The 21375-nt window shown below is 58.7% G+C and carries 23 protein-coding genes; 16 read left to right on the forward strand and 7 right to left on the reverse strand.

Annotation, left to right across the window (positions count from 1 at the left end; translation table 11 throughout):
- The first annotated feature begins 54 nt into the window (after positions 1-54).
- From V8J85_RS04465 to V8J85_RS04530, 14 genes are all read left to right on the forward strand, one after another.
- The gene (locus V8J85_RS04465) at positions 55-687 is read left to right on the forward strand and encodes a vWA domain-containing protein (protein WP_339952474.1); all 633 of its coding nucleotides are present in this window, start codon (positions 55-57) and stop codon (positions 685-687) included.
- 11 nt (positions 688-698) lie between these two features.
- Positions 699-1733 (forward strand): TerY-C metal binding domain-containing protein, encoded by a 1035-nt coding sequence (locus V8J85_RS04470; RefSeq protein ID WP_339952475.1) that lies wholly within the window; start codon positions 699-701, stop codon positions 1731-1733.
- The gene (locus tag V8J85_RS04475) at positions 1734-2855 is read left to right on the forward strand and encodes a PP2C family serine/threonine-protein phosphatase (protein ID WP_339952476.1); all 1122 of its coding nucleotides are present in this window, start codon (positions 1734-1736) and stop codon (positions 2853-2855) included.
- Complete coding sequence (locus V8J85_RS04480) at positions 2852-4357, forward strand: helix-hairpin-helix domain-containing protein (protein WP_339952477.1); 1506 nt, start codon at positions 2852-2854, stop codon at positions 4355-4357. The genes V8J85_RS04475 and V8J85_RS04480 overlap by 4 nt, the downstream gene beginning before the upstream one ends.
- Before the next feature lie 84 nt (positions 4358-4441).
- On the forward strand, positions 4442-5020 hold the full coding sequence (locus tag V8J85_RS04485) for a TerD family protein (protein ID WP_339952478.1): 579 nt from the start codon (positions 4442-4444) through the stop codon (positions 5018-5020).
- Between the two features lie 23 nt (positions 5021-5043).
- Positions 5044-6276: a TerD family protein gene (locus V8J85_RS04490; RefSeq protein ID WP_339952479.1), complete on the forward strand. Its 1233-nt coding sequence runs from the start codon at positions 5044-5046 to the stop codon at positions 6274-6276.
- Positions 6277-6289: 13 nt separating this feature from the next.
- The gene (locus V8J85_RS04495) at positions 6290-6739 is read left to right on the forward strand and encodes a tellurite resistance TerB family protein (protein ID WP_339952480.1); all 450 of its coding nucleotides are present in this window, start codon (positions 6290-6292) and stop codon (positions 6737-6739) included.
- 14 nt (positions 6740-6753) lie between these two features.
- On the forward strand, positions 6754-7728 hold the full coding sequence (locus V8J85_RS04500; protein WP_339952481.1) for a calcium/sodium antiporter: 975 nt from the start codon (positions 6754-6756) through the stop codon (positions 7726-7728).
- A 15-nt stretch (positions 7729-7743) separates the two neighbouring features.
- Entirely contained in the window at positions 7744-8322 is a 579-nt protein-coding gene (locus V8J85_RS04505; RefSeq protein WP_339952482.1) for a TerD family protein, read from the forward strand.
- 107 nt (positions 8323-8429) lie between these two features.
- On the forward strand, positions 8430-9002 hold the full coding sequence (locus V8J85_RS04510) for a TerD family protein (protein ID WP_339952483.1): 573 nt from the start codon (positions 8430-8432) through the stop codon (positions 9000-9002).
- 91 nt (positions 9003-9093) lie between these two features.
- Positions 9094-10197, forward strand: coding sequence for a phosphoribosyltransferase domain-containing protein (locus V8J85_RS04515; RefSeq protein ID WP_339952484.1), 1104 nt, complete (start codon positions 9094-9096; stop codon positions 10195-10197).
- Positions 10190-10924 (forward strand): hypothetical protein, encoded by a 735-nt coding sequence (locus V8J85_RS04520; protein ID WP_339952485.1) that lies wholly within the window; start codon positions 10190-10192, stop codon positions 10922-10924. Before V8J85_RS04515 ends, V8J85_RS04520 begins: the two co-directional genes overlap by 8 nt.
- Complete coding sequence (locus V8J85_RS04525; RefSeq protein WP_339952486.1) at positions 10921-11985, forward strand: cysteine protease StiP domain-containing protein; 1065 nt, start codon at positions 10921-10923, stop codon at positions 11983-11985. Before V8J85_RS04520 ends, V8J85_RS04525 begins: the two co-directional genes overlap by 4 nt.
- Positions 11982-13079 carry a GNAT family N-acetyltransferase gene (locus tag V8J85_RS04530; protein ID WP_339952487.1) on the forward strand — a complete coding sequence of 366 codons (1098 nt, stop codon included), beginning with the start codon at positions 11982-11984 and terminating at the stop codon, positions 13077-13079. The genes V8J85_RS04525 and V8J85_RS04530 overlap by 4 nt, the downstream gene beginning before the upstream one ends.
- Here V8J85_RS04530 and V8J85_RS04535 read toward each other — a convergent pair.
- From V8J85_RS04535 to V8J85_RS04555, 5 genes are read right to left on the reverse strand one after another with little or no spacing between them, the layout of a single operon-like run.
- Positions 13059-14141, reverse strand: coding sequence for an ATP-grasp domain-containing protein (locus V8J85_RS04535; protein ID WP_339952488.1), 1083 nt, complete (start codon positions 14139-14141; stop codon positions 13059-13061). The two genes, V8J85_RS04530 and V8J85_RS04535, sit on opposite strands and share 21 nt — an antisense overlap.
- 43 nt (positions 14142-14184) lie before the next feature.
- Complete coding sequence (locus tag V8J85_RS04540; RefSeq protein ID WP_339952489.1) at positions 14185-15405, reverse strand: CoF synthetase; 1221 nt, start codon at positions 15403-15405, stop codon at positions 14185-14187.
- Complete coding sequence (locus V8J85_RS04545) at positions 15398-16195, reverse strand: MBL fold metallo-hydrolase (RefSeq protein ID WP_339952490.1); 798 nt, start codon at positions 16193-16195, stop codon at positions 15398-15400. Before V8J85_RS04545 ends, V8J85_RS04540 begins: the two co-directional genes overlap by 8 nt.
- Positions 16192-17184: an NAD-dependent epimerase/dehydratase family protein gene (locus tag V8J85_RS04550; RefSeq protein ID WP_339952491.1), complete on the reverse strand. Its 993-nt coding sequence runs from the start codon at positions 17182-17184 to the stop codon at positions 16192-16194. Before V8J85_RS04550 ends, V8J85_RS04545 begins: the two co-directional genes overlap by 4 nt.
- Positions 17184-18170: a 3-oxoacyl-ACP synthase III family protein gene (locus V8J85_RS04555; RefSeq protein ID WP_339952492.1), complete on the reverse strand. Its 987-nt coding sequence runs from the start codon at positions 18168-18170 to the stop codon at positions 17184-17186. The genes V8J85_RS04550 and V8J85_RS04555 overlap by 1 nt, the downstream gene beginning before the upstream one ends.
- Before the next feature lie 102 nt (positions 18171-18272).
- Here V8J85_RS04555 and gndA point away from each other — a divergent pair, with 102 nt between their 5' ends.
- Entirely contained in the window at positions 18273-19673 is a 1401-nt protein-coding gene (gene gndA / locus V8J85_RS04560; RefSeq protein ID WP_339952493.1) for an NADP-dependent phosphogluconate dehydrogenase, read from the forward strand.
- 82 nt (positions 19674-19755) lie between these two features.
- Complete coding sequence (locus V8J85_RS04565; RefSeq protein ID WP_339952494.1) at positions 19756-19968, forward strand: hypothetical protein; 213 nt, start codon at positions 19756-19758, stop codon at positions 19966-19968.
- Here the strand turns inward: V8J85_RS04565 and phoB are convergent.
- Positions 19965-20651 carry a phosphate regulon transcriptional regulator PhoB gene (gene phoB / locus V8J85_RS04570; protein ID WP_339952495.1) on the reverse strand — a complete coding sequence of 229 codons (687 nt, stop codon included), beginning with the start codon at positions 20649-20651 and terminating at the stop codon, positions 19965-19967. The two genes, V8J85_RS04565 and phoB, sit on opposite strands and share 4 nt — an antisense overlap.
- Positions 20652-20655: 4 nt before the next feature.
- Positions 20656-21363, reverse strand: a complete 708-nt coding sequence (phoU, locus tag V8J85_RS04575) for a phosphate signaling complex protein PhoU (RefSeq protein ID WP_339952496.1) — start codon at positions 21361-21363, stop codon at positions 20656-20658.
- Positions 21364-21375 lie beyond the last annotated feature (12 nt).

Raw genomic sequence — 21375 nt, forward strand, 5'->3', positions numbered from 1 at the left:
ATTTCTGCCCGATTGGGTCTGCACTCCTGACGCGAACAGATCGAAAGACCACCCATGCGCCGCCTGCCCGTCTACATTCTCCTCGACACCAGCGGATCGATGCGGGGTGAACCGATTCACGCCGTAAACAATGCGCTGCAAATCCTGATTTCGACCCTCCGACAAGACCCGCATGCGCTGGAAACGGTCCATATCGGCGTGATCACCTTCGACCTGGATGCGCGGGTCATGCAGGAGTTGACGCCTCTTGATGCGTTTCCGACGATCGAACTGACGACACCCAATAGTGGCCCGACGTTCTTGGGTGAGGCCCTGCGGGTCGTGCGTGGCAAGGTCGCATCCGAGGTCAAGCGCGGTGAAGAGGCGGATTGGGCACCGCTCTTGTTCATCATGACCGACGGCAAACCATCCGACACGATGACCTTCAACGAAGAGGTGAGCGCGATCAAATCGGCCGGATTTGCATCGATCGTGGGCTGTGGCGCAGGCCCGTCGGCAGATGTGACAGCGCTGCAGCGCTTTTGTACCTCGGTGGCGATGCTTGACACGCTTGACGGGCCCGGGTTCGAACAATTCTTCAAATGGGTTTCGGACGTCATCACGGATAGCGGCAGGTCGCCCGAGGCGAAATCCGCTGACACGACCCAACTCCCACCGCCCCCGAGCGAGATCAATATCGTCATTTAAGGAGCCTCACGATGCGGATGCTGCCGGTTTACTTTGTCGTCGATGTGTCGGAATCCATGATCGGGGACACGATGCGCCAGTTGGACGAAGGGTTGGCCAAACTGTCGGATACATTGAAGACCATCCCGGAAGCCCTTGAAACCGCGCAGATTTCGATCATCGCATTTGCCGGAAAACCCAAAGTGATCGCCCCGATGGTCGAGGTAGCGAATTTCTATCCGCCGCGTTTGCCGATTGGGGGCGGGACATCGCTGGGCGCGGCGCTTGATAAGCTGATGGAGCGGATCGACCGCGACGTCCGGCCCACGACACCTGACCGTAAGGGTGATTGGAAGCCCATCGTGTTCCTGCTGACCGATGGCGTTCCCACTGACAACCCGGCCCCTGCTATGGTGCGGTGGAAAGAGAAGTATGCCCGCAAAGCCAGCCTTGTTTCGATTTCGGTCGGGGGGCGTGCCGATCTGAAAGGCCTGCGTGATATCTCGGACAAAACGATGATCCTGAATGATATTTCGGATCAGGCATTCACTAATCTGATCACGTGGGTCACGCAGTCGATCACGATTCAAAGCCAAAGTGTCGGCATCGGTGCGAAGGATGATGGCGTAAACCTATCGAAGGCCCTGCCTGATGAGCTGTCAGAAGATGACGGGATCAGCGCGGGTCAGCCCGATGACCGTTATGCCGTCGTCGTCGGGAAATGCGAAACGAATGAACTGCCTTATCTTCTGAAATACGAAAAATCGCGCAGACAGGATGGCGTTTACGAATTCCGCGCCTCGCAAGGCGTCAGCAACCAGTACTTCGAAATGTGCGCCGATGGTGGCGCGATGCAGGAAATGAATGTGCGCAACCTGTTGGGTGGCGCATCATGCCCGCATTGCCCAAACGAAATCACGATGGCCCATTGCGGCAAATGCGGCGGTGTCCATTGCCTTGATCTGCGCACGAAACAGGCCGTTTGCCCGTGGTGCGGCGGAGCGGGCACATATGGTGCCTCGTCGCCGGATGACCCGGGCTTCAACGTCAATCGCGGGTTGGGCTAGGTGGGGGAGTTGGAAGGACGGCTGAGCCGGGCGGCGACCGCGGGCGAGTATTTCGTGGCGAAATTGGTGGAGCCGGATGGCCTTACCGATCTTGACGTCGATTGGCCGGATGACGTCGACCTGACGTTCGAGCAGACGAAGGATGGGACATGGATGCTTAGCGGGATGGTACAAACCGCCAAGCTCCATGAATTCACCTTGCGGGGACTGATCAAAGGCAAGAAGACGACCGTCAATCTGCGTCTGCCCGTCAGCCCCGATCCCTGGTCGATGTGGAAAGATCTTCCCGTTGATTGGGATACCCTGCCCTATCCCAAGGAAGACACCAACAGCAGGCGGCTGGTCGAGGACCATGTCATGATCGGCGCAAGCCGCCGCGGTCGATCGCATGCGCACAAGGGGATGCCGCGCGATGACGAACTGCGCATCGCCTTCGACGCCGTGAGCGGCTGGCACTTTTTGTTGGTGGCCGATGGCGCGGGCAGCGCCGCCTATTCACGGCGCGGGTCGCAAATCGCGGTGGAACAAGCGCGCGCGCACCTGACCACGTCATTGCCGAATGATCCACATGACAAGGTCACCCTGAGACAGAGCATGACCGACGCCATGCACGCAGCGGCAGAAGGGCTTGACGCTTTCGCCCAGAAAAACGGCCATGCCCTCAATACGCTTAACACGACGCTCCTCGTGGCGATTGCAAAGGAAATACCCGGGGGGTGGTTTCTGGCCAGCATGTCTGTCGGCGATGGCTTGATCGGGGTCGTCGCCCAAAACCAGCCGCCCCTCATGATGACGGTGGATCACGGTGACTTCGCCGGTCAGACAACGTTTCTGCGGCACGACACGATCGACCCCGACCGCGTACACACACGGATCGTCCCCGACTTTACCGCCCTCATTGCCATGACCGACGGCGTTTCCGATCCGATGTTCACCTCACAATCGGCAGCCGCCGATCCGGCGGCATGGGCCGACCTGATGGCCCGTTTGGAAAGCGCCGGCGTGCACCCGCATAATCCAGAGGCCCACAGCGCGCTGTTGGATTGGTTGAACTTCAGGGTCAAGGGCGAACATGATGATCGGACCATTGCGATCCTTTATCCTGATCGAGGCACGAAATGATCCGCATTCAAACGACGGACGGACAGCCCATCGCGTTCGAGCCGGATCATTTTGCCCAAGGCGGCATGAAGAACGTGCATTGGGTCGAAGGACGGCGCGCAGTTGTCGGATTCTACCGAAACAGACCCGACCCGCAGGGAATGGAGCGGTTGCAGGCCATCGTCGGGCCGCATCGCAAATCCATTCTCGAAGGCGCCGGTGGCGAAACGCTCGCGAAACTCTTTCGCTGGCCCGAGGCGTTGGTGGAATGGAATGGCACGATTGGCGTGGTCGTCCCGGTTTTCGATGGTCAATTCTTTTTCGATCACGGTTCTTTCGACAACGACCGTTTGCGGATCAAGGGAAAGGAAAAGGAAGGCAAGTGGTTCGCGTCGGCCCATAACCGGCATACGTTTCTCGATCCGCGCGAAGGCGGCGACTGGCTGGGCTATCTGAAAATCTGCATCCGGTTGGCACGGGCTGTGCGGCGGCTGCATGCCTCTGGCCTCGCGCATTCGGACCTGAGTTACAAGAATGTTCTGGTCGATCCGCTGACGGGCGACGCCTGCATCATCGACATCGATGGGCTGGTCGTCCCCGACAAGTTCCCGCCCGAGGTGGTTGGCACGCCCGATTTCGTCGCGCCCGAAGTCGTGGCCACCCAGCATCTGCCTATCACCGATCCACGCCGCAAACTGCCGAATATGCAGACCGACCTGCACGCCTTGGCGGTTCTGATCTATATGTACCTGACGTTGCGCCACCCCCTTAAAGGCCGCAAGATTCACGATACCGCAGACAGTGCACGGGACGATATGCTGTCGATGGGTCGACAGGCATTGTTCGTCGAACATCCGGATGACCCATCCAACCGGATCAACACCGCCCATGTGCGCGAGAGCGAGCTACCCTGGGCCGATACCGACAAGATGCCGATGTCGTTTTGTGGGCCACTAATCACCGATTTGTTCCAAAGGGCCTTTATCAACGGTCTGCACGATCCCGCCCAGCGTCCCCGTGCAGATGATTGGGAACTGGCGCTTGTCCGCACCGCTGATATGATGCTGCCTTGCGTCGACAAGCGATGCACGGGCAAGTGGTTTGTTTTCGACAACAGCACCAAACCGACCTGCCCGTTTTGCGCGACCGATTATGGTCAGGAGGTCCCCGTTCTGAACCTTTATTCCTCGCGCTCCGACGGTCCCTTCCGGCCCGACAATCATCGCGTTACCGTTTACGACGGGATCGGACTTTATGCATGGCATGCCAATCGGTTCAAATCGCCGAATGAACGGCTCCTTCCCGCCGACCGAACCAGACTGGCGTATTTTCGGCGGCACGATGACCAATGGTTCATCGTGAATGAAGGATTAAGCGGGATGAAAGATATCACGAATGACGCCCCGATCCCGATTGGTGGAAATACTATTTTGGACGATGGTGCGCAAATTTTGCTCGATCCGGCGCATGGCGGACGATTGCTTCATGTCCAACTGACCCAAAGCGTCGTTTCGGCACCCTAACCCCCTGTCAAGTCATCAAAATGACACTTTAAATCACAACATCATCACCTACATCTAACCACAACAAACAACTGGGAGACATTCATGGCCATTTCACTGTCTAAAGGGCAAACCATCAGCTTGAAGAAAGAGTCATCGGGGCTGAAACGGGTGCATATGGGCCTTGGTTGGGATCCCGTCGCGCCAAAAGGTTTCTTTGCAAAGCTGACGGGCCCAAAGGATATCGACCTCGACGCTTCGGTCATCACCTTCGACAGCGCGAAAGAGCCGACGGGAATTGTCTATTTTGGCCAGTTGCAGTCGCCCGATGGCGCGATTTTGCATACCGGCGACAACCTGACAGGTGAGGGCGAAGGCGACGACGAGTCGATCAAGGTTGACCTCGAACGCCTGCCAACCAATGTCGAAACCCTTGTTTTCTTTGTGAATTCCTATCAAGGCCAGACCTTTAACGAGGTCGACAACGCCTTTTGCCGCGTGCTGGACGACGACACGCAAAAGGAACTCTGCCGTTTCACCCTGACCGAACAAGGTGCGCATACCGGTGTCGTCATGGCGGTCCTGTCGCGTAATGGCGGTGACTGGCAGCTGAAAGCGATCGGCATGCCCGGCGTCGGACGTACGGCCGACCAACTGGTGCCGGACGCGCTGGCCCATATCTGATCCCGACAACCGGAGGGGTTGATATGGCAAGCCTGACGAAAGGCGGTAACGCACCGCTTGGTTCCACGTCTCTGCAGGTGACAGTCGCGTGGAAAGACCGCAATCCGAACGCCGAAGAGCTGGACGTCTCCTGTTTTTTGCTGACCGATGCAAAAAAAGTTCGCAGCGATGCCGATATGATCTTTTACGGTCAACGACAGGCCAATGACGGGTCGGTTCAGATCAAGGATCTGGCAACGGTGGATGCTGATGGGCGCAAGACGGTCTTTGACATGGATTTGTCAAAACTGGCAGGTGACGTCACATCTCTTGCCATCGTTGGAACGACGGCCAGCGGACCGGTCAGTTCGCTTGAGCGGCTTAAAGTCGTCGCTGCCCCGGATAGCGGTGAGGCGGTCGAGTTTGACATCGCGACAGGTGATGCATCCGAGGCCGCCCTCATCTTGGGTGAGCTGTACCTGCGCAATGGTCAGTGGAAATTCCGCGCTGTGGCGCAGGGCTTCAACGGTGGCCTCGGACCGCTGGCGACGAATTACGGCGTGGTCATCGACGAACCGGCAGCTCCGTCACCACCACCGCCCCCTGGACCAGGCGTACCACCTCCGCCCCCTCCCACGAATAATCCGACACCAGAGCCCCCTGCCCCTCCATCGGTCAACTTGTCCAAGGTCACGCTGACCAAGGACAAACCATCGGTCAGTCTGGCGAAGAAATCCGAAGGCTTTGGTCAGATCGAGATCAACCTGAACTGGACCCAGACGGGTGGCCAGAAAAAGGGCATCTTCGGACTCAAAGGTAAGGCGATTGACCTCGATCTTGGCTGTTTCTTCGAGATGTCGAATGGCCAAGTCGGTGCCGTGCAAGCTCTGGGCAACACGTTCGGCAGCTATGAACAGCCGCCCTTCATCGAACTGGCCGGCGACGACCGTACCGGTGCGGTGTCCGGCGGTGAATGGATGCGCATCAACGGCAGTCAATGGCATAACCTGCGCCGCGTCCTTGTCTACGCATTCATTTATGAAGGCGTGCCGAACTGGGCCTCTGCCGATGGGACCATTACCATCTATATCCCCGATAGTGGCCCGGTCGAGGTCAAGCTGGACGAGGCCAGTAATCTGGGTATGTGTGCCATCGCCGAGATCACCAACGACAATGGCGGGATCAAGTTTTCACGGCAGGTGCAATACTTCCCCGCCCATCCTCAAATGAGTGAACATTACCGGTATCCGCTGCAATGGCGTGCCGGCCGCAAGTAAGAAAGGAAAGATCATGCTGAATTGGCTGAAAACCAATGCGACCGCCGCGCGGGAAAAGATGAAGACCGAGGTGGCGAAATACAAGAATGCCGACTTTATGGAGGCTGTGGTGGCGGGCTGTGCCCTTGTGGCGGCTGCGGACGGCGACATCAGTTCCGAGGAAAAGCAGAAGATGGCGGCGTTCATCAACCGCTCCGAGGAACTCAGCGTATTCGACATGACCAAGGTGATCGAAGCGTTCAACAAGATCGTCGAAGGTTTCGAATTCGACGCCGCCATCGGCAAGATCGAAGCGATGAAGAAAATCACCCGCTTGCGGGGCAAGGATGAGGCCGCACGCACAATGGTCCGGGTCTGTTGCGCGATTGGCGCGGCCGACGGTGATTTCGACGCGGATGAGCGTAAGGTCGTGGCAGATATCTGCACCGAGCTTGGCCTGTCGCCCTCTGAATTCGATCTGTAATCAGGATTATCCAGTTGGAGCTTTCAAATTACGAGCTTTTCGTGCTCGCCGCCGGGGCCGTCATGTTCGGCCTCTACCTGCTGATCAAGGGCGGCGACTGGACGATCGATGCCGCCGTTTTCGTGGCAGAGAAAACGGGCCTGTCGCCCCTCTTTATCGGGGCGACGATCATCTCGTTCGGGACGTCCGTTCCCGAACTTTTCACGTCGGTGAACGCCAACTTGTCCGGCTTCCCAGGTATCTCGCTGGGTAACGTGCTGGGATCGAATATCGCGAATATTCTGCTGGTGTTGGGGGCTACAGCGACGATCCTGCAGGTCGAAGGCAAGGCCAAGGACCTGATGAAAGACTTGTTCATGATGCTGCTCGCCACAGCCATCCTGGTTTACGGGATGATGTCGGGGCAGTTCGGTATGCTGCTTGGCCTGATCATGTTCGCGATCCTGGTGGCCTTTGTCGCGTATCAGTATTTCACCAATACGCTCGAACTCGAAGAGGACGACGATGACGAGGAAGGCGGAATCGAAACGATGCAGACAGCCGTCTTTTTCCTGATCGGTGGTCTTGTGGCGCTGGCCATCGGGTCCGAGATGTTGGTGCGTGGCGCGGTCGTGACCGGGACGATCATCGGTGTGCCCGAGGCGATCATCGGCTTGACCGTCGTGGCGTTCGGGACATCCTTGCCGGAATTGTCGACCTGTATCGCGGCTGCGCGGCGGCAATCGCTCGGCCTGATCCTTGGCAACATCATCGGCTCGAACACGTTCAACATCCTGTCGATCGTCGCGCTGACCGCGATCATCAAACCGCTCGATGTCGTGTCGGTCCTGACCGGTGTGCAGATGTGGGCGACCGTGGCGGTATCGGTCGGCTTTGCCGTCTGGATGCTGACCGTCGGCAAAATCACCAAAACCCTGGGCTATGCGATGGTGGCGGCTTACGTCGCTTTCGTCGCAGCGCAATATCTTGTGCCGGCAATGGCAAACTAAACGAAGGAGGACCAAATGGGACTTTCACTGCAAAAAGGTGGCAACCTGAGCCTGACCAAAACCGACCCGAGCCTGCAGCGCATGGTTGTCGGCCTCGGCTGGGATGAACGGGGGACGGACGGGGCCGATTTCGATCTCGACGCATCGGCGTTCCTGCTGAACGCAACTGGCAAGGTGCGCGGCGACCATGATTTCATCTTCTACAACCAGATGGTCAGTGCCGAAGGTTCGGTCACTCATACCGGCGACAACCGGACCGGGGAAGGTGACGGCGATGATGAACAGATCAAGGTCGATCTGACAAAAATGGCCTCCGATGTGGACAAGATCGCAATCACCGTCACTATCCATGATGCCGAAAGTCGGAGCCAGAATTTCGGACAAGTGGTGAACGCCTTCATCCGGATCGTGAACGAAGACTCGGGCAACGAAGTCGTGCGCTTTGACCTGACCGAGGATTACTCGACCGAAACCGCCATGGTCTTTGGTGAGCTTTATCGCAACGACGGCGAATGGAAGTTCAAGGCCGTTGGTCAGGGCTATGCCGGTGGCCTTGGTGCGATGTGCAGTCAGTTCGGTGTGAATATCGGGTGACGCAAATCGCCGATTTTTCCCCCTAAAAGTCCGCGCAATCATGATTACGTCATGTGCAGTAACTTCAATGGCTTAACGCCATCAACAATCAAAAGAAGGAATTCAACATGGGTGTATCCCTCTCCAAAGGTGGTAACGTTTCTCTGTCCAAAGAGGCCCCGGGCCTTACCTCGGCCATGATCGGGCTGGGCTGGGATGTGCGCGCCACCGATGGTGCCGATTTTGACCTTGACGCTGTGATGTTCATCACCGGCGAAGACGGAAAAGTGCGGTCTGACGCCGACTTCATTTTCTACAACAACAAGACGGGGTCCGGCGTCGAGCATATGGGCGACAACCGCACGGGCGAAGGCGACGGCGATGACGAACAAATCAAGGTCGAGTTGCCGCAGGTCCCTGCCGAGGTGAAAAAGCTGGTGATCGGCGTGACGATCCACGATGCCGACAGCCGCGGCCAGAACTTTGGACAGGTCTCGAACGCTTTTGTGCGTGTGGTCAACAATGCAGGCGACGCGGAAATCGTACGCTTTGATCTGTCCGAGGATTATTCGACCGAAACGGCGATGATCTTTGGCGAACTCTATCGCCACAACGACGAATGGAAATTCAAGGCGGTGGGTCAGGGTTTCTCTGGCGGCCTGGGTGCTTTGGCATCAAGCCATGGTGTAAATATCGGCTAATAGCTGTCGGGGCATTGCGCCCCCTGCACACGCGATCCGGAAACCCGGGTCGCGTTCTTCTTTTTAAAACACCATATTGCGGAGGGCGCGGATGAAATTGACGGCTGACATGACAACAGGCAGTGCTGCCGTGGAAGTCTTTGACAGCCTCCTGCCGCCCGAAGACCTGTTCGGTTTCGCCGAGCGGCGCAATCCCAAGCGCGCATTCATCTTCGTCAGCAAAGTCCTGGGTCGTTATGTGCCCGTCTGCCCGCTTGTGATGCGACAGACATACACTGATCTTGCCGCGCAAATGCCTGCGGATCTTCCCGGCCCCGTTCTGGTGGTCGGTATGGCCGAAACCGCCATCGGCATGGGTGCTGGTGTGCATGATGCCCTTGGTCGGAATGATGCGCTTTATCTGCCCACGACCCGGCACCCACTGAAGGACGACATGCTGGCCCATTTCAAGGAAGAGCACAGCCACGCCACCCATCAACTGATCCATATGCCTGCCGATCCGGCGCACCGGGATATGCTGATGAACGCACAGACGCTGATCCTTGTCGATGACGAGGCGACGACCGGCAGGACACTATATAATCTTGCCACCGCGCTGCATGCGCAGGACATATCGCCACAAAACATCATCTGCACTTTCCTGACTGATTGGTCCGCTGGCAAAGCCGCTGCAGCTGTCGCGCGCGTTTTTCCGCAGGCGCGCGTGCGCAGCATCGCCCTTGCGAAGGGCAGCTACAGCTGGACCCCCAGCAACAACGTCGCCACGCATTCCCTACCCGCCGATATCGCCGAACGCGGCAGCTATGATCTGGCCACGAACATGGATTGGGGGCGTCTGGGTATTACGAAGAACGTCCGCATGCTCAACGCCAAAGCGCGGCCAGCACGGCGAACGCTTGTCCTGGGAACGTCGGAATTCGTCTGGCAACCGTTCCTTTTGGCCGAGGACCTGGCCCGGCAGGGTGAGCAGGTCAAATTCGCCGCCGTCGGACGGTCCCCCATCTTCAAAGGGCTGATGATCACCGATCTGATCCGCTGCCGCGACAATTACGGGTTGGGCGTACCGAACTACCTCTACAACGTCGATCCCGCAGCATATGACCGGATCATCCTGTGTGTCGAAACACCGCCCGACAGCATTGATCCCGTTTTGATCGATGCGCTGAAGCCCGAAGTGCTGAGCATCCATGCCTGACCCAAGACCTCTGGTCTTTGCCGACCTCGACGACACGCTGTTCCAGTCGCGGCGCAAGATGACGGAAGACCAGATCGCCCGCCCGGCAGCCGTGGCGGGCAATGGCGATCCGCGCAAAGCCTCGTTCATGACCGCCCGGCAAGCGACCCTTTTCGATTGGCTGAACACGACGACCGAACTGATACCGGTGACCGCCCGATCCGGCGATGCCTTCTCGCGGGTGGACCTGCCGTTTAGCTCCTGGGCCATCGTTTCGAATGGGGCCGTCATTCTGGAGCCGGGTGGTGCAACCAACATTCCTTGGCAGCAACAGATGAACATGCGTCTCTTGCCCTTGCAGGATCGGATGAATGCCCTGCTGGATGAGGGCCGCAGTGCTGCGACGAACGCGAGTATCGATGTCAGATCATGGATCGTGACAGAAGGTGATCTGGCCACCTATGTCGTTTTCAAGTTGAACGTCATCACGCCAGACAGCATCAGCGCTTTGAAGGCTCTTCCCGTCGACTGCACCGGCTGGACCCGGCATTTCAATACCGAGACGCTTGCGCTCATCCCGCCCGGTTCGGGTAAGGCGGCGGCTGTCAACTACCTTCATGCCGGGCTGAACGCGGATGGCGCCCGCCCGACGCTCGGCTTTGGTGACAGCCTTAGTGATCTCGACTTTATGCGCGCAACCGATGTGATGATGATCCCATCCCGCAGCCAGATCGCACAAACGCTATGATATTTTCAGGCTCTTACGATCCGGACGACGTCACGCTCCTTTTGCAACCGATCGACATGGCCCTCACCGATGTCGCAGAGAAAGAACGGTTGATCCAAAGCGGCGCGCTTCATTACTCCGAAATTCTCGCACCGGAACATCCGCCAAGTGCCGACTACATGGCGATCTATGAACAAGCGCTTGTAGCGAATGGTCAGCGGATGGCGGACGCTGTGGTTTCTCTGGCCAAGGGTCTTGCCCAACAGATCGACGGTGACATCGTCCTTGTCAGTCTCGCCCGTGCCGGGTTGCCCGTTGGCGTTCTTCTTAAACGTGCCCTAATACGGATGGGGCGGGACTGCCACCACTACGGCATCTCGATCATTCGCGATCGTGGGTTGGATGCGGTGGCGATGAAACACATCCTGGCGCGGCACCCCGCCCGGTCGGTCGTGTTCGTCGATGGATGGACCGGGAAAGGTGCAATCGCCGGAGAGCTGACCAAAGCCGCACCCGCCTGCGGTATCCCCACACCTCGGCTGGCGACGCTGGGGGATATCGGGGGGTTCGCCTGGATGGCCCCCACGGACGAAGATTGGTTGATCCCGTCGGGTATTCTGGGCGGCGTAATCTCGGGGCTTGTCAGCCGTACTTTGCTAAACGAAGCAATCAAGACAAACGGCGGCTATCACGGCTGTTCAACGCTCGACCATTTGGCCGGGCATGATGTCAGCCGGGATTTCGTCGACAAGATCACGGCACTTTTCGATTTCTCTAAGCCGACCTGCCAACCGCTCGGTGACCGGACGCGCCACCTGCGCCGTACCAGGGTCGATAGGACCATCGCCGCATTGCGCGACAAACATGGCATCACGAACCTGAACCGGATCAAACCCAGCCTTGCCGAGGCGACCCGCGCTGTCCTGCGCAGACGACCGCATATGGTCTATGTCGCAAGCACCAGCAGCACCGATACCGCCCCACTGATGCATTTGATCCGCGAACGTGACATCCCGTTCGTGATCGCACCCGACCTTATCCCGGGTTATCGCGCCGTGACGATCATCGAGAAAACATCTTGAGCGCCGCCAACGCGGACGACGCCGCATTGTTGGCAAAACTTGCAGCAATGTTCGAAGACGACGCCCCCGACCGACCGATCACCAATCTGCTTGCCAAGGTTCAACGCTATGAATTGGATGATCTGACCTTACCCATGACACTCAGCGATCCGCCCGACTGCTATATTTGCAGCCCGACTGTCGCCTATGTCGACTATGCGCTGGAGGAAACACGGCATTTCAATGCCCGACCTTCGCTGAAAACCGCCATCAGGCTGCTGCTGCGACTTTGCCGCCCGATAATGCAGGCGACAGGTCTTGACCGGCAGGTCCAGCCCAACAACTGGCTTTTCTCGACCAACCCTGTTCCCGATCTGACGCCCGATCAGGCCAAAGCCTTACGCGATGATCTGACCGAAACCTACCCGGACCGGGCCATCGTCATCCGGTCAATAAACGAAATGACGGATGCAAGCACGATCAACGCGCTGAAAAGCGCGGGCTTTGCGCTGCTGCCCGCGCGTCAAATCTACGCCTATGACACCCGGAAACGGCCCAAACCGACCATCGATATGAAACGCGATGCTGCCCTGCTTGCCACAGGACCGTATGACATTGTGCCTGCGGATGATTTCACGGATGCGGATTTCAATCGTGCCGCCGACCTTTATGCGATGTTGTATCTGGAAAAATACACGCCCCTGAACCCGACTTATACGGCTGCGTTTCTGACGCAGGCCCACCGGATCGGTCTGCTTCGGATTGTCGGTCTGCGAGGTGCGGATCAAATCCTCGATGGTGTGGTGGGAATGTTTACGCGCGGGAACACCATGACCGTACCCATCCTGGGCTATGACACGTCAAAACCCCAGAAATGGGGCCTCTATCGCATGTTGAACGCCCATGCACAGGCCGAGGCGATCGAGACGGGTCGTTTTTACAACATGAGCGCAGGTGCTGCCCGTTTCAAACGCTATCGCAATGCCGAACCGATGATCGAATACACCGCCGTTTATGTGCGCCATCGTGGCTGGCGTCAGCGTATCGCGACCGCGACGGTCAGGTCACTGCTGGACTGGATCGGCGTGCCCCTGCTACGGCGTTTCGGCCTCTGACCCATTCCAGGCGATATCGTATGTGCTGGCCGTCTGCAGGCTAATCCGATGCCGGACGGCGATACCAGCGATCTCGGCGAAGGCGCGTAGCTGCCGTGAAGCCGACACCCTGTCCCCTTGCCACGCGATAACATCCTGCGCACGCCGGAGGTCGTGCCAAAGTGCACGTAGTCGGCCCCATCGCACCCCATATAATGCCATTGCGAGTCTGACCCCATAAAGCCCGACCGTCACCGGCATCGCCTGCCCCTGTCCGAATAGCGCATCGGCGAATGACACACCGTTTTCGAACAGATGCAGACCGCTCGTCGCACGCGGATTGCATTCAATGAAAAACGGCCCTGTTTCCGTGCGGATGACATCGAAAGACAACTGACCGGTCCAGCGGTGATACGCCGCGAAGGCCGCGACGGCATCGGCGATGTCGGGCGCATCCAATGGCGCAAATGCCGTGCCACCGCCCTGCCCGGCCGGATAAAGCGGATGATAGATGGCACAAGCGGATATCTTGCCCGCATCCGCAACCGCATAGGCACAGCACAGATCGCCATGCAGGTATTCCTGCGCCACCCATGGCGATTGCGTGCTGGGTCGGAATGTGATCCGGCGGGGCCGGATCAAAACACGCTCACCGAACCGGGACCAAACGGGTTTGTAGACCAGCGCTGTGCTGGGCAAATTCGGTTCGTCCGGATCATCCCCGCTTTGCATCAGCCATGTGCGTGGAACCGCTACACCGGCAGCGCGCGCCATTTCGATGAATTGATACTTGTTGTGGGCGGACAGCAATGTCGCCGCATCGGGGGCGATCAGAGTCGCGTTCATGCGATGCACCTCCCACAGTCGGGCGAGATAGATAACCTCTTCACATGTCGGAAGGACATGCGTGATGGCATGATCGTCGATTACCGCTTGCATGACGTGGGCCAGAACAGGCGGATCCGCGTTGAACGGCGGCAAACGCACCGTCCCCTGATGCACACCCGAAGCAAAGCCCAATGCATGGCGCAGGCTGTCGGCCATCACCACGTGGCATCCCGCGGCCGACAACAGACGTGCCATATGCAAGGCCACCGGTGCTCGGGCTCCGGTGATCAATACACGCTCAGGACGCGCAGGCATTCTTGACCCGGCGCAATTTGCGGCCCTTCGGCGCGATCATCGGTTCGTGCGAGAGCAAGACGTTGACGTTGGCCCCCTTCTTGCGAAACAGGCTGATCAATCCGTCAAGCGCAACGTGACCTGCCACGTCCGTCTGCAACACAACCTGGTTCGGCCCTGTCTGTGTGACCCGAAAATCAGTAATCCGTCGATCGCTATCGACGATTGCATTGCGGATCAGATCGGGCGTGATCAAGACGCGGTGCGCACCAAGACGAAAGCAATCATCACGCCGTCCGACAACTTCGGAAATCGCCATCAGCGGCGATCCGCAAGGGCATGGTTGTGCTGCCAGTCGGACCAGGTCGTTCATTCGATACCGCGCCATGATCTGCGTCGTCCGGCTGAAGTCGCTGATGATGACCTCGCGCAGGTTTGGGTCGTCTCCTACAGGTGGCAATTCGAAATGCATCGTGTCTTCGCACAGATGCAGTGTTCCAAGCGGGCATGAGACGGCGAAAAGACCTTCGGTGGCCATATATATCTCGCGAATAGTCGTGGTGAAATATTCGGCGATCAGATGGCGATCAAGCAGATCCAGCTGCTCCGCACCGGAAAAGATGTGTTTTGGTGATATGGGTGTTCGCTGCTGCGCCAGATGAACCAGTATTTTCGGTGGCGCGATGATCACGGTAGGATCGAAATTGATCAACGCCTTTGTCCAGTCCTCAGCCAAATCAAAGAACTTCAGCCGCAAGGCCTTGGTCCGGTTGGCGCTGTCGTAAAGCGGCGTGTTGAGCGGCAGGATGACCGCAATCCGATGCCTCTGCCGCCAGAAACCGGGCAGCGCCTTGGCAAGGATCGTGCCCAACCAGCGATATCGCTCGGCCTGCGAGATGACGAACAGACCACGGTTCCCGCTTGTTCCAGTGCTGGCCCCGATGATGTAGTCGCCAATACGCTTGTCACCCGCAAACGCGGCCCACCCGGCATCGGCATCGATCCCCGCGGTGTTGAAACTGCCGAAATCCGCCATCAGCGCGACCTTGTCCATCATGGGCAAATCATCCAGCTTACCACGAAACCCTGCATATCGCGGTACGCGCGGCACAGAATTATGCAGCCAGTGATGCAAGCTGATGCGCTGTCTGTGCTTGAGATCGGCCTTCGTGCGCAAACGCCGCGCGCGCCAATAGGCGGTTATCGCGTGTCGCATTTCAAACATAGCGTGGTGCCCAGTCATATGCCGTCGGCGTGGGATCATGACATAGAACCAGATCACCACCGCCGCGCACGAAACGTTGGGCGAAATCGACACTTTCAGCGGTCCTGGCACGCCCTTCGCCGATCCATGACGCAGGAAAACCCGGTGTGCGCCCCTCGATAACCGCCGCACATAGCCATTGCAGGTCGGCGCCGTAAAGCAGCGGACGCCCGCCAGGGAAACACAGCCCGTAATGCCCCGGCGCATGACCCGGCAGCGGCACACCCAAAACGCTTCCGTCGCCCAAGACATCGAACCCCTCACCCAGATCGAACGGCAATATCTGCGTCGGATGTTCCTGCAGCATCCTGCACCGCCCGGCGAAGTCGGCGGGCAACAATTCGTTGAAGACGCCCTGCCGGAGGTCGCCGTGCACATGGTCATGGATCACGAAGGTCGCGTTCGGCAGATCGTTCAGATAGGCGATATGATCCGCATGCAGATGGGTCAAAAGAACCACACGTACATCATCCGGCAGGTACCCGTGATCGGCAAGCAGGGCCAGCGGGCTCTCCAACGGGTTGATTTTAAAACGCAAAAGCCTCGCATAGATGCGCAGCGCAAGCGATCGGCCCGGGGCCTGTGACACTTGCGGACCATAGCCGGCATCGATCAACACCGGACCCCACCGGGGATGTTCGATCAGCCCGACCCGTACTTTCAGCCGCACGCGCGCCATCCCACCGCCGCGCAGGATCAAACCACGTCGCGTGGTGATCCAGGCCGTGTTTGCAAAGACGGGGCGGATCATATCATACCCTTTTGCTGCACGCTTTTCTGGAAGGTCCGCGTCAGACCTTCCTCGAACGACACCATCGGGTGCCATCCAAGGCGTGCCCCTGCTTTCGTGATGTCCATGGTTTGACGGTATCGTAGAATGCCGAGGCTGTAGGCGGTCACCGGTGGCTCGGGTCGCCCCGGCAACAGCTTCGCTGCCGTTTCCAGTACGCGCGCACCGACCAATGCAGCCGGGAACGGCACGCGCCGCCAGCGCGGCACGACCCCTACCCGCGCGCAGGCGCTTTCGATGATGTCGGCTAATGGTATCCCCACGCCGCCCGAGATGTTGAAAACCTCGGCGTTCAGTTCCAGCGGTGCGGCAAGCGCCATATGGACGGCCCTGACAACATCGTGCACATGAGTTATGTCCGTCGCGCCGCCTTGGGCGAAACGGGGTAACGGGCGGCGACGGGCCACGCGCAAAAGACGCGGTAGCAGCGCGGTATCCCCCGCACCATATATGCCGCGTGGTCGCAGCACGATCGGGCCGATATCCGCGTGCGATAACACCTGCCGCTCTGCTGCGCGCTTGGTCCGTGCATAGGCGTTGACAAAACGGTCGGGCAACTGATCCTCGGACACATCGGACTGATCGGCGAAACGAAAATAGACGCTCGCGGTCGAGATCAGGACAAAACGCTTCACGCCGACCTGTTGAGCTATGGCGATCAGATGCCGCGTGGCGGTGACATTATGCGTGAAGAAATCCGCGTCGCGTCCCCATGGCGAGGACAGTCCAGCACAGTGCACGACAGTCTGCACCGACGAAAGGTGGTCCATCGCGTCATCTGTCATCGGTTGTGAGAGATCCAGCGCGATCGTGTGCAGGCCCGCAGAGCCAAGTTCGTTCAGCCGCGCGCGATTGCGGCCAGTTGCAACAACCTGCCGCCCGCCGCGCTGCAAGGATAGTGCGACGTGCGACCCCAGAAACCCCGTCGCGCCGGTGACAAGAACCGCCATCAGAGGATCAACGCCACGCCGCCGAAGGACACGCCGGCCGACGTGCCAAGTAGCAAGACGTTACTGCCTGCGGCCAGATGTGACCGCGCTTGGCAAAGACCAAAGGGGATCGACGCCGCAACCTGATTGCCGACCGTCGCGCTGATATTCAAAACCTGACTTTCGGCAAATCCGCATTGCCGGATCATCCTAGACAGCGCCCGGGGGCTTGCCTGATGAGGGACGACCAGATCGATCGCGTCCCGATGCCAACCGGACCGCGCGATCAGGTCATCGACGAAACCAGTGAAATATCGGGCCGTAACCCGAAACAGGTCCTTCCCTTCCATGTCGAACAGGGCATGTGCGGCAAAGGTCGGTTCATCTCGATGAAAGTCGAACCGGGTGCCCCCGGCGCCGATACCACAGCTTTCATATGCACTGGGATAGGTGCGGGTCAGTGTCGTCAGAGCACGCCCGCCTTTACGTACGACCACTGCCGCGGCACCATCTCCAAACAGACCCGCAACACCGGGGTGGGTCTTCCATGGCAAGGCCCGCGATGCGACCTCGGACGAGATGATCAGCGCGGTTTTGTACCGCTGACCCGCGAACAAACCTTCACAGACATCCAGCGCCGTTACAAAGCTCAGACAGGTGCTGTTGATGTCAAAGGCATAAGCGGTACCGTCCGCGATCCCAAGAGCACGCTGGTAAAGCGGTGCCGTCGACGGAATCGGCTGATACGGGACTGCGGCCGCACTGATGATCAGATCGATATCGGTATGGTCGACCTCCGCCTCTTTCATTGCCCGCCGCGCCGCCGCCACCCCCATGGAAATCTGATCATCCTGGTCACCGCAAAAATGACGGCTTTCCACGCCGGTCAGATGCCTGACGGTGCCGGGGTCCAACCCATGGATGGAATCCAGATCCGCGGAAAGGCGCGGCTTGCCCGGTAGGTATGATCCTGCTCCGCAGATTTGCATCGGTATCTCCAATCTCAAACTTGAACATTGATCACGTTTTTGAAAATTGCAAGTGCCGCGGCGTTTTCAATCCTGGTGATCCACCCTATACAACCGCTGAACTGCCTCGGAGGACAGCGGATGAGCGACGCGGAAATCGGCCTGATCGGCTTGGGAACGATGGGCGCAGCACTTGCGCTGAACATCGCGGATAACGGTTTCAAGATCGCGGTCTGGAACCGAACCACGAAAAAAACGACACGATTTCATGAAGATGCGAGCGATCTGTCGGATCGCATCATACCGACCGAAAAGCTCGATGAGCTGGTCGCTGCGATCGCAAAGCCACGCGCAATCATCCTGATGGTGCCTGCCGGTGATCCAGTCGATGATCAGATCGCCGCTCTGCGCCCCCTTTTGGAAGATGATGACATGATCATCGATGCTGGTAACGCGAATTTTCATGACACCAACCGTCGGGCACAAGCAGCAGGCGAACTGCCATTCCTGGGAATCGGTGTTTCGGGCGGTGAGGAAGGGGCGCGTTTCGGCCCATCGATCATGGGTGGCGGTAAGCGCGAACACTGGGATCGGGTCGCGCATATTCTAACCGCGATCGCGGCCGAACACGACGGCACGCCCTGCGCGACATGGATGGGCGATGAGGGCGCGGGGCATTTCGTCAAGGCGGTGCATAACGGCATCGAATATGCCGATATGCAGATGATCGCGGAAATCTATGGAGTCATGCGGGACGGACACGGCATGGATCATCCTGGTATCGCTAAAACCTTTGCCAAATGGGATGACGGCCCGCTGAAATCGTACCTTATCGAAATCTCTGCCAAAGTCGCCGCTGCGATCGACCCGGAAACGGGTTATCCAATGCTCGATGTGATCGTCGATGCTGCGGGTCAAAAGGGTACCGGGCGCTGGACGGCGATCGAGGCGCAGCATCTGGCCGCGCCGGTGCCGGTGATCGAGGCCGCGGTCGCCGCGCGTAACCTGTCATCGCAGAGAGAAGCCCGCGCCAAAGGCGAAGACCTGTTCGGCAGCGCCCCGAAACGGCTGCATGATGGCATGCTGCCGCACGACACCCTGGAAAGCGCGCTGATCGCGGGTAAGATCATCTGCTATGCGCAGGGTTTCGGCATGATCCATGCCGCATCGGATCAATTCGGCTGGGCGCTGCCCCTGCCAGAAATCGCCAAGGTCTGGCGCGCCGGCTGCATCATTCGATCGGCCATGCTGGACGATATGGCCTCTTCGCTGGCTGACGATGCAGATCGCAATCTGATGTTCGCGCCGCATTTCGCTTCGGTCCTCAAGAACACCCACACCGCGTTGCGAGAGGTCGTTGCCGTGTCGACCACGCACGGGCTTGCCGTGCCGGCGTTGTCCGCGGCCCTCGCCTATTTCGACACCATGCGTACCGCGCGCGGGACAGCAAATATGATCCAGGGACAGCGGGATTTCTTTGGTGCCCACGGCTTTGCCCGGTTCGACGGCAGAACCGATCAGCATGGGCCGTGGGAAGGTTAATCGATCACGGAACGCGCCTTATCCGATTGCATAACCATATCGGTCTGATAGCTTTCCGCGAAAGAGGAATGAGGGCAGACAGATGATCACACGTATCGTGGCAATCGGCGCATTGATCCTATCCGGCAGCGCCGCGTCGGCGGATGAAGCGAAATCCGAAGCGATGACGCCACCCGATTTCGGCGGATTCGAAACCGAAGCCGCGCAAACGTCTTCGTTAAATGCAACCTACATCGTTGTTGGTGTTCTGCTCGCCTTTCTGGCGGTGAACACAATAAACGATTCTTCGGACTAGCCCAAAGCGTATCCCGCACCGCGGACGGTGCGGACCGGGTCGGCACCGCCATGCTGTGTCAGCACCTTGCGGAGCCGCCCGACATGCACATCGACGGTTCGCGTATCCACATAGATGTCGCGCCCCCACACACGATCCAGCAGCATATCACGCGACCAGACCCTGCCCGGTTTTTCCATGAAGGTCGTCAATAGACGAAACTCGGTCGGGCCGAGCTTCAGCTGGTTATCGGCGCGCGTCACACGGTGGGTTTCGGCATCCAGGACGATATCGTCGAAAACCAGCACCTGGCCCACGGTCGCCGGACGTACACGTCGCAGCTGGGTGCGAACACGCGCCATCAACTCCGACACGGAGTACGGCTTGACGACATAGTCGTCGGCCCCGGTTTCCAAACCGCGAACCTTATCGACCTCTTCGGACCGCGCCGAGAGCATGATGATCGGGATGGTGCGCGTTTCGGGCCTGATCTTGATCCGCCGACACACTTCGATCCCCGACAGATGCGGCATCATCCAATCCAGCACGATAACGTCGGGCGTGTCTTCCTCGACGCATAACAGCCCTTCTTCCCCGTTCTCGGCGCGCGTCACCCGAAATCCCTCTGCCTCGAGGTTGTAGGCCAGCACTTCGCGTTGTGCAGCTTCGTCTTCGACGATCAGAACGTGGGGCTGTTGGGCCATTGCGTCAATGCGGGTCAGTGACAAAGGATGTTTTGTCGCCCTTCGGACGCGCCTCATCCGGCATGCTGCCCGTGACGAGATAGATGACCTGTTCGGCCATGTTGGTCGTCAGATCACCCATCCGTTCGATATTCTTTGCGATGAAATGCAGATGCATGCAGGCCGTGATGTTGCGCGGATCTTCCATCATGAACGTGAGGAATTCGCGAAACAAACCGTTATACATCTGGTCCACCTCCTGGTCGCGCTGGCGCACATCCTCGGCCAGATCGGCATCACCACGCACATAGGCGTCCAGGGTTTCCTTCATCATTACCTGCACCTCACGCGCCATCCGGCGCAGCGAAACATCAGATCCATTGACCGACCCCATCTCGACCAGCACGCTGGTTCGCTTGGCGATGTTTTTCGCATAATCACCGATGCGTTCCAGCGACGCGGCCAGGCGCAAAACGGTCAGGATGGTTCGCAAGTCTTTCGATACGGGCGCGCGCAGCGCGATGACGCGCGCGGCCTCTTCGTTGATCTGCTCTTCCAGCGCGTCGATCGCCTTGTCGCCCTTGCGAACCTCTTCCGCGAGTTCGACATCGCGGTCCGACAGCGATTTCGCCGACTTGATGATCGCATCTTCGACCAGCCCGCCCATCTTCATGATCAGCGTCGTGATCGCCTCGAGGTCGCGGTCATAGGCCGATGAGATATGTTCGTTCATCGTCATGTGCTC

It is taken from the genome of Yoonia sp. 2307UL14-13 (genome assembly GCF_037572755.1).
Lineage (GTDB): Bacteria > Pseudomonadota > Alphaproteobacteria > Rhodobacterales > Rhodobacteraceae > Yoonia.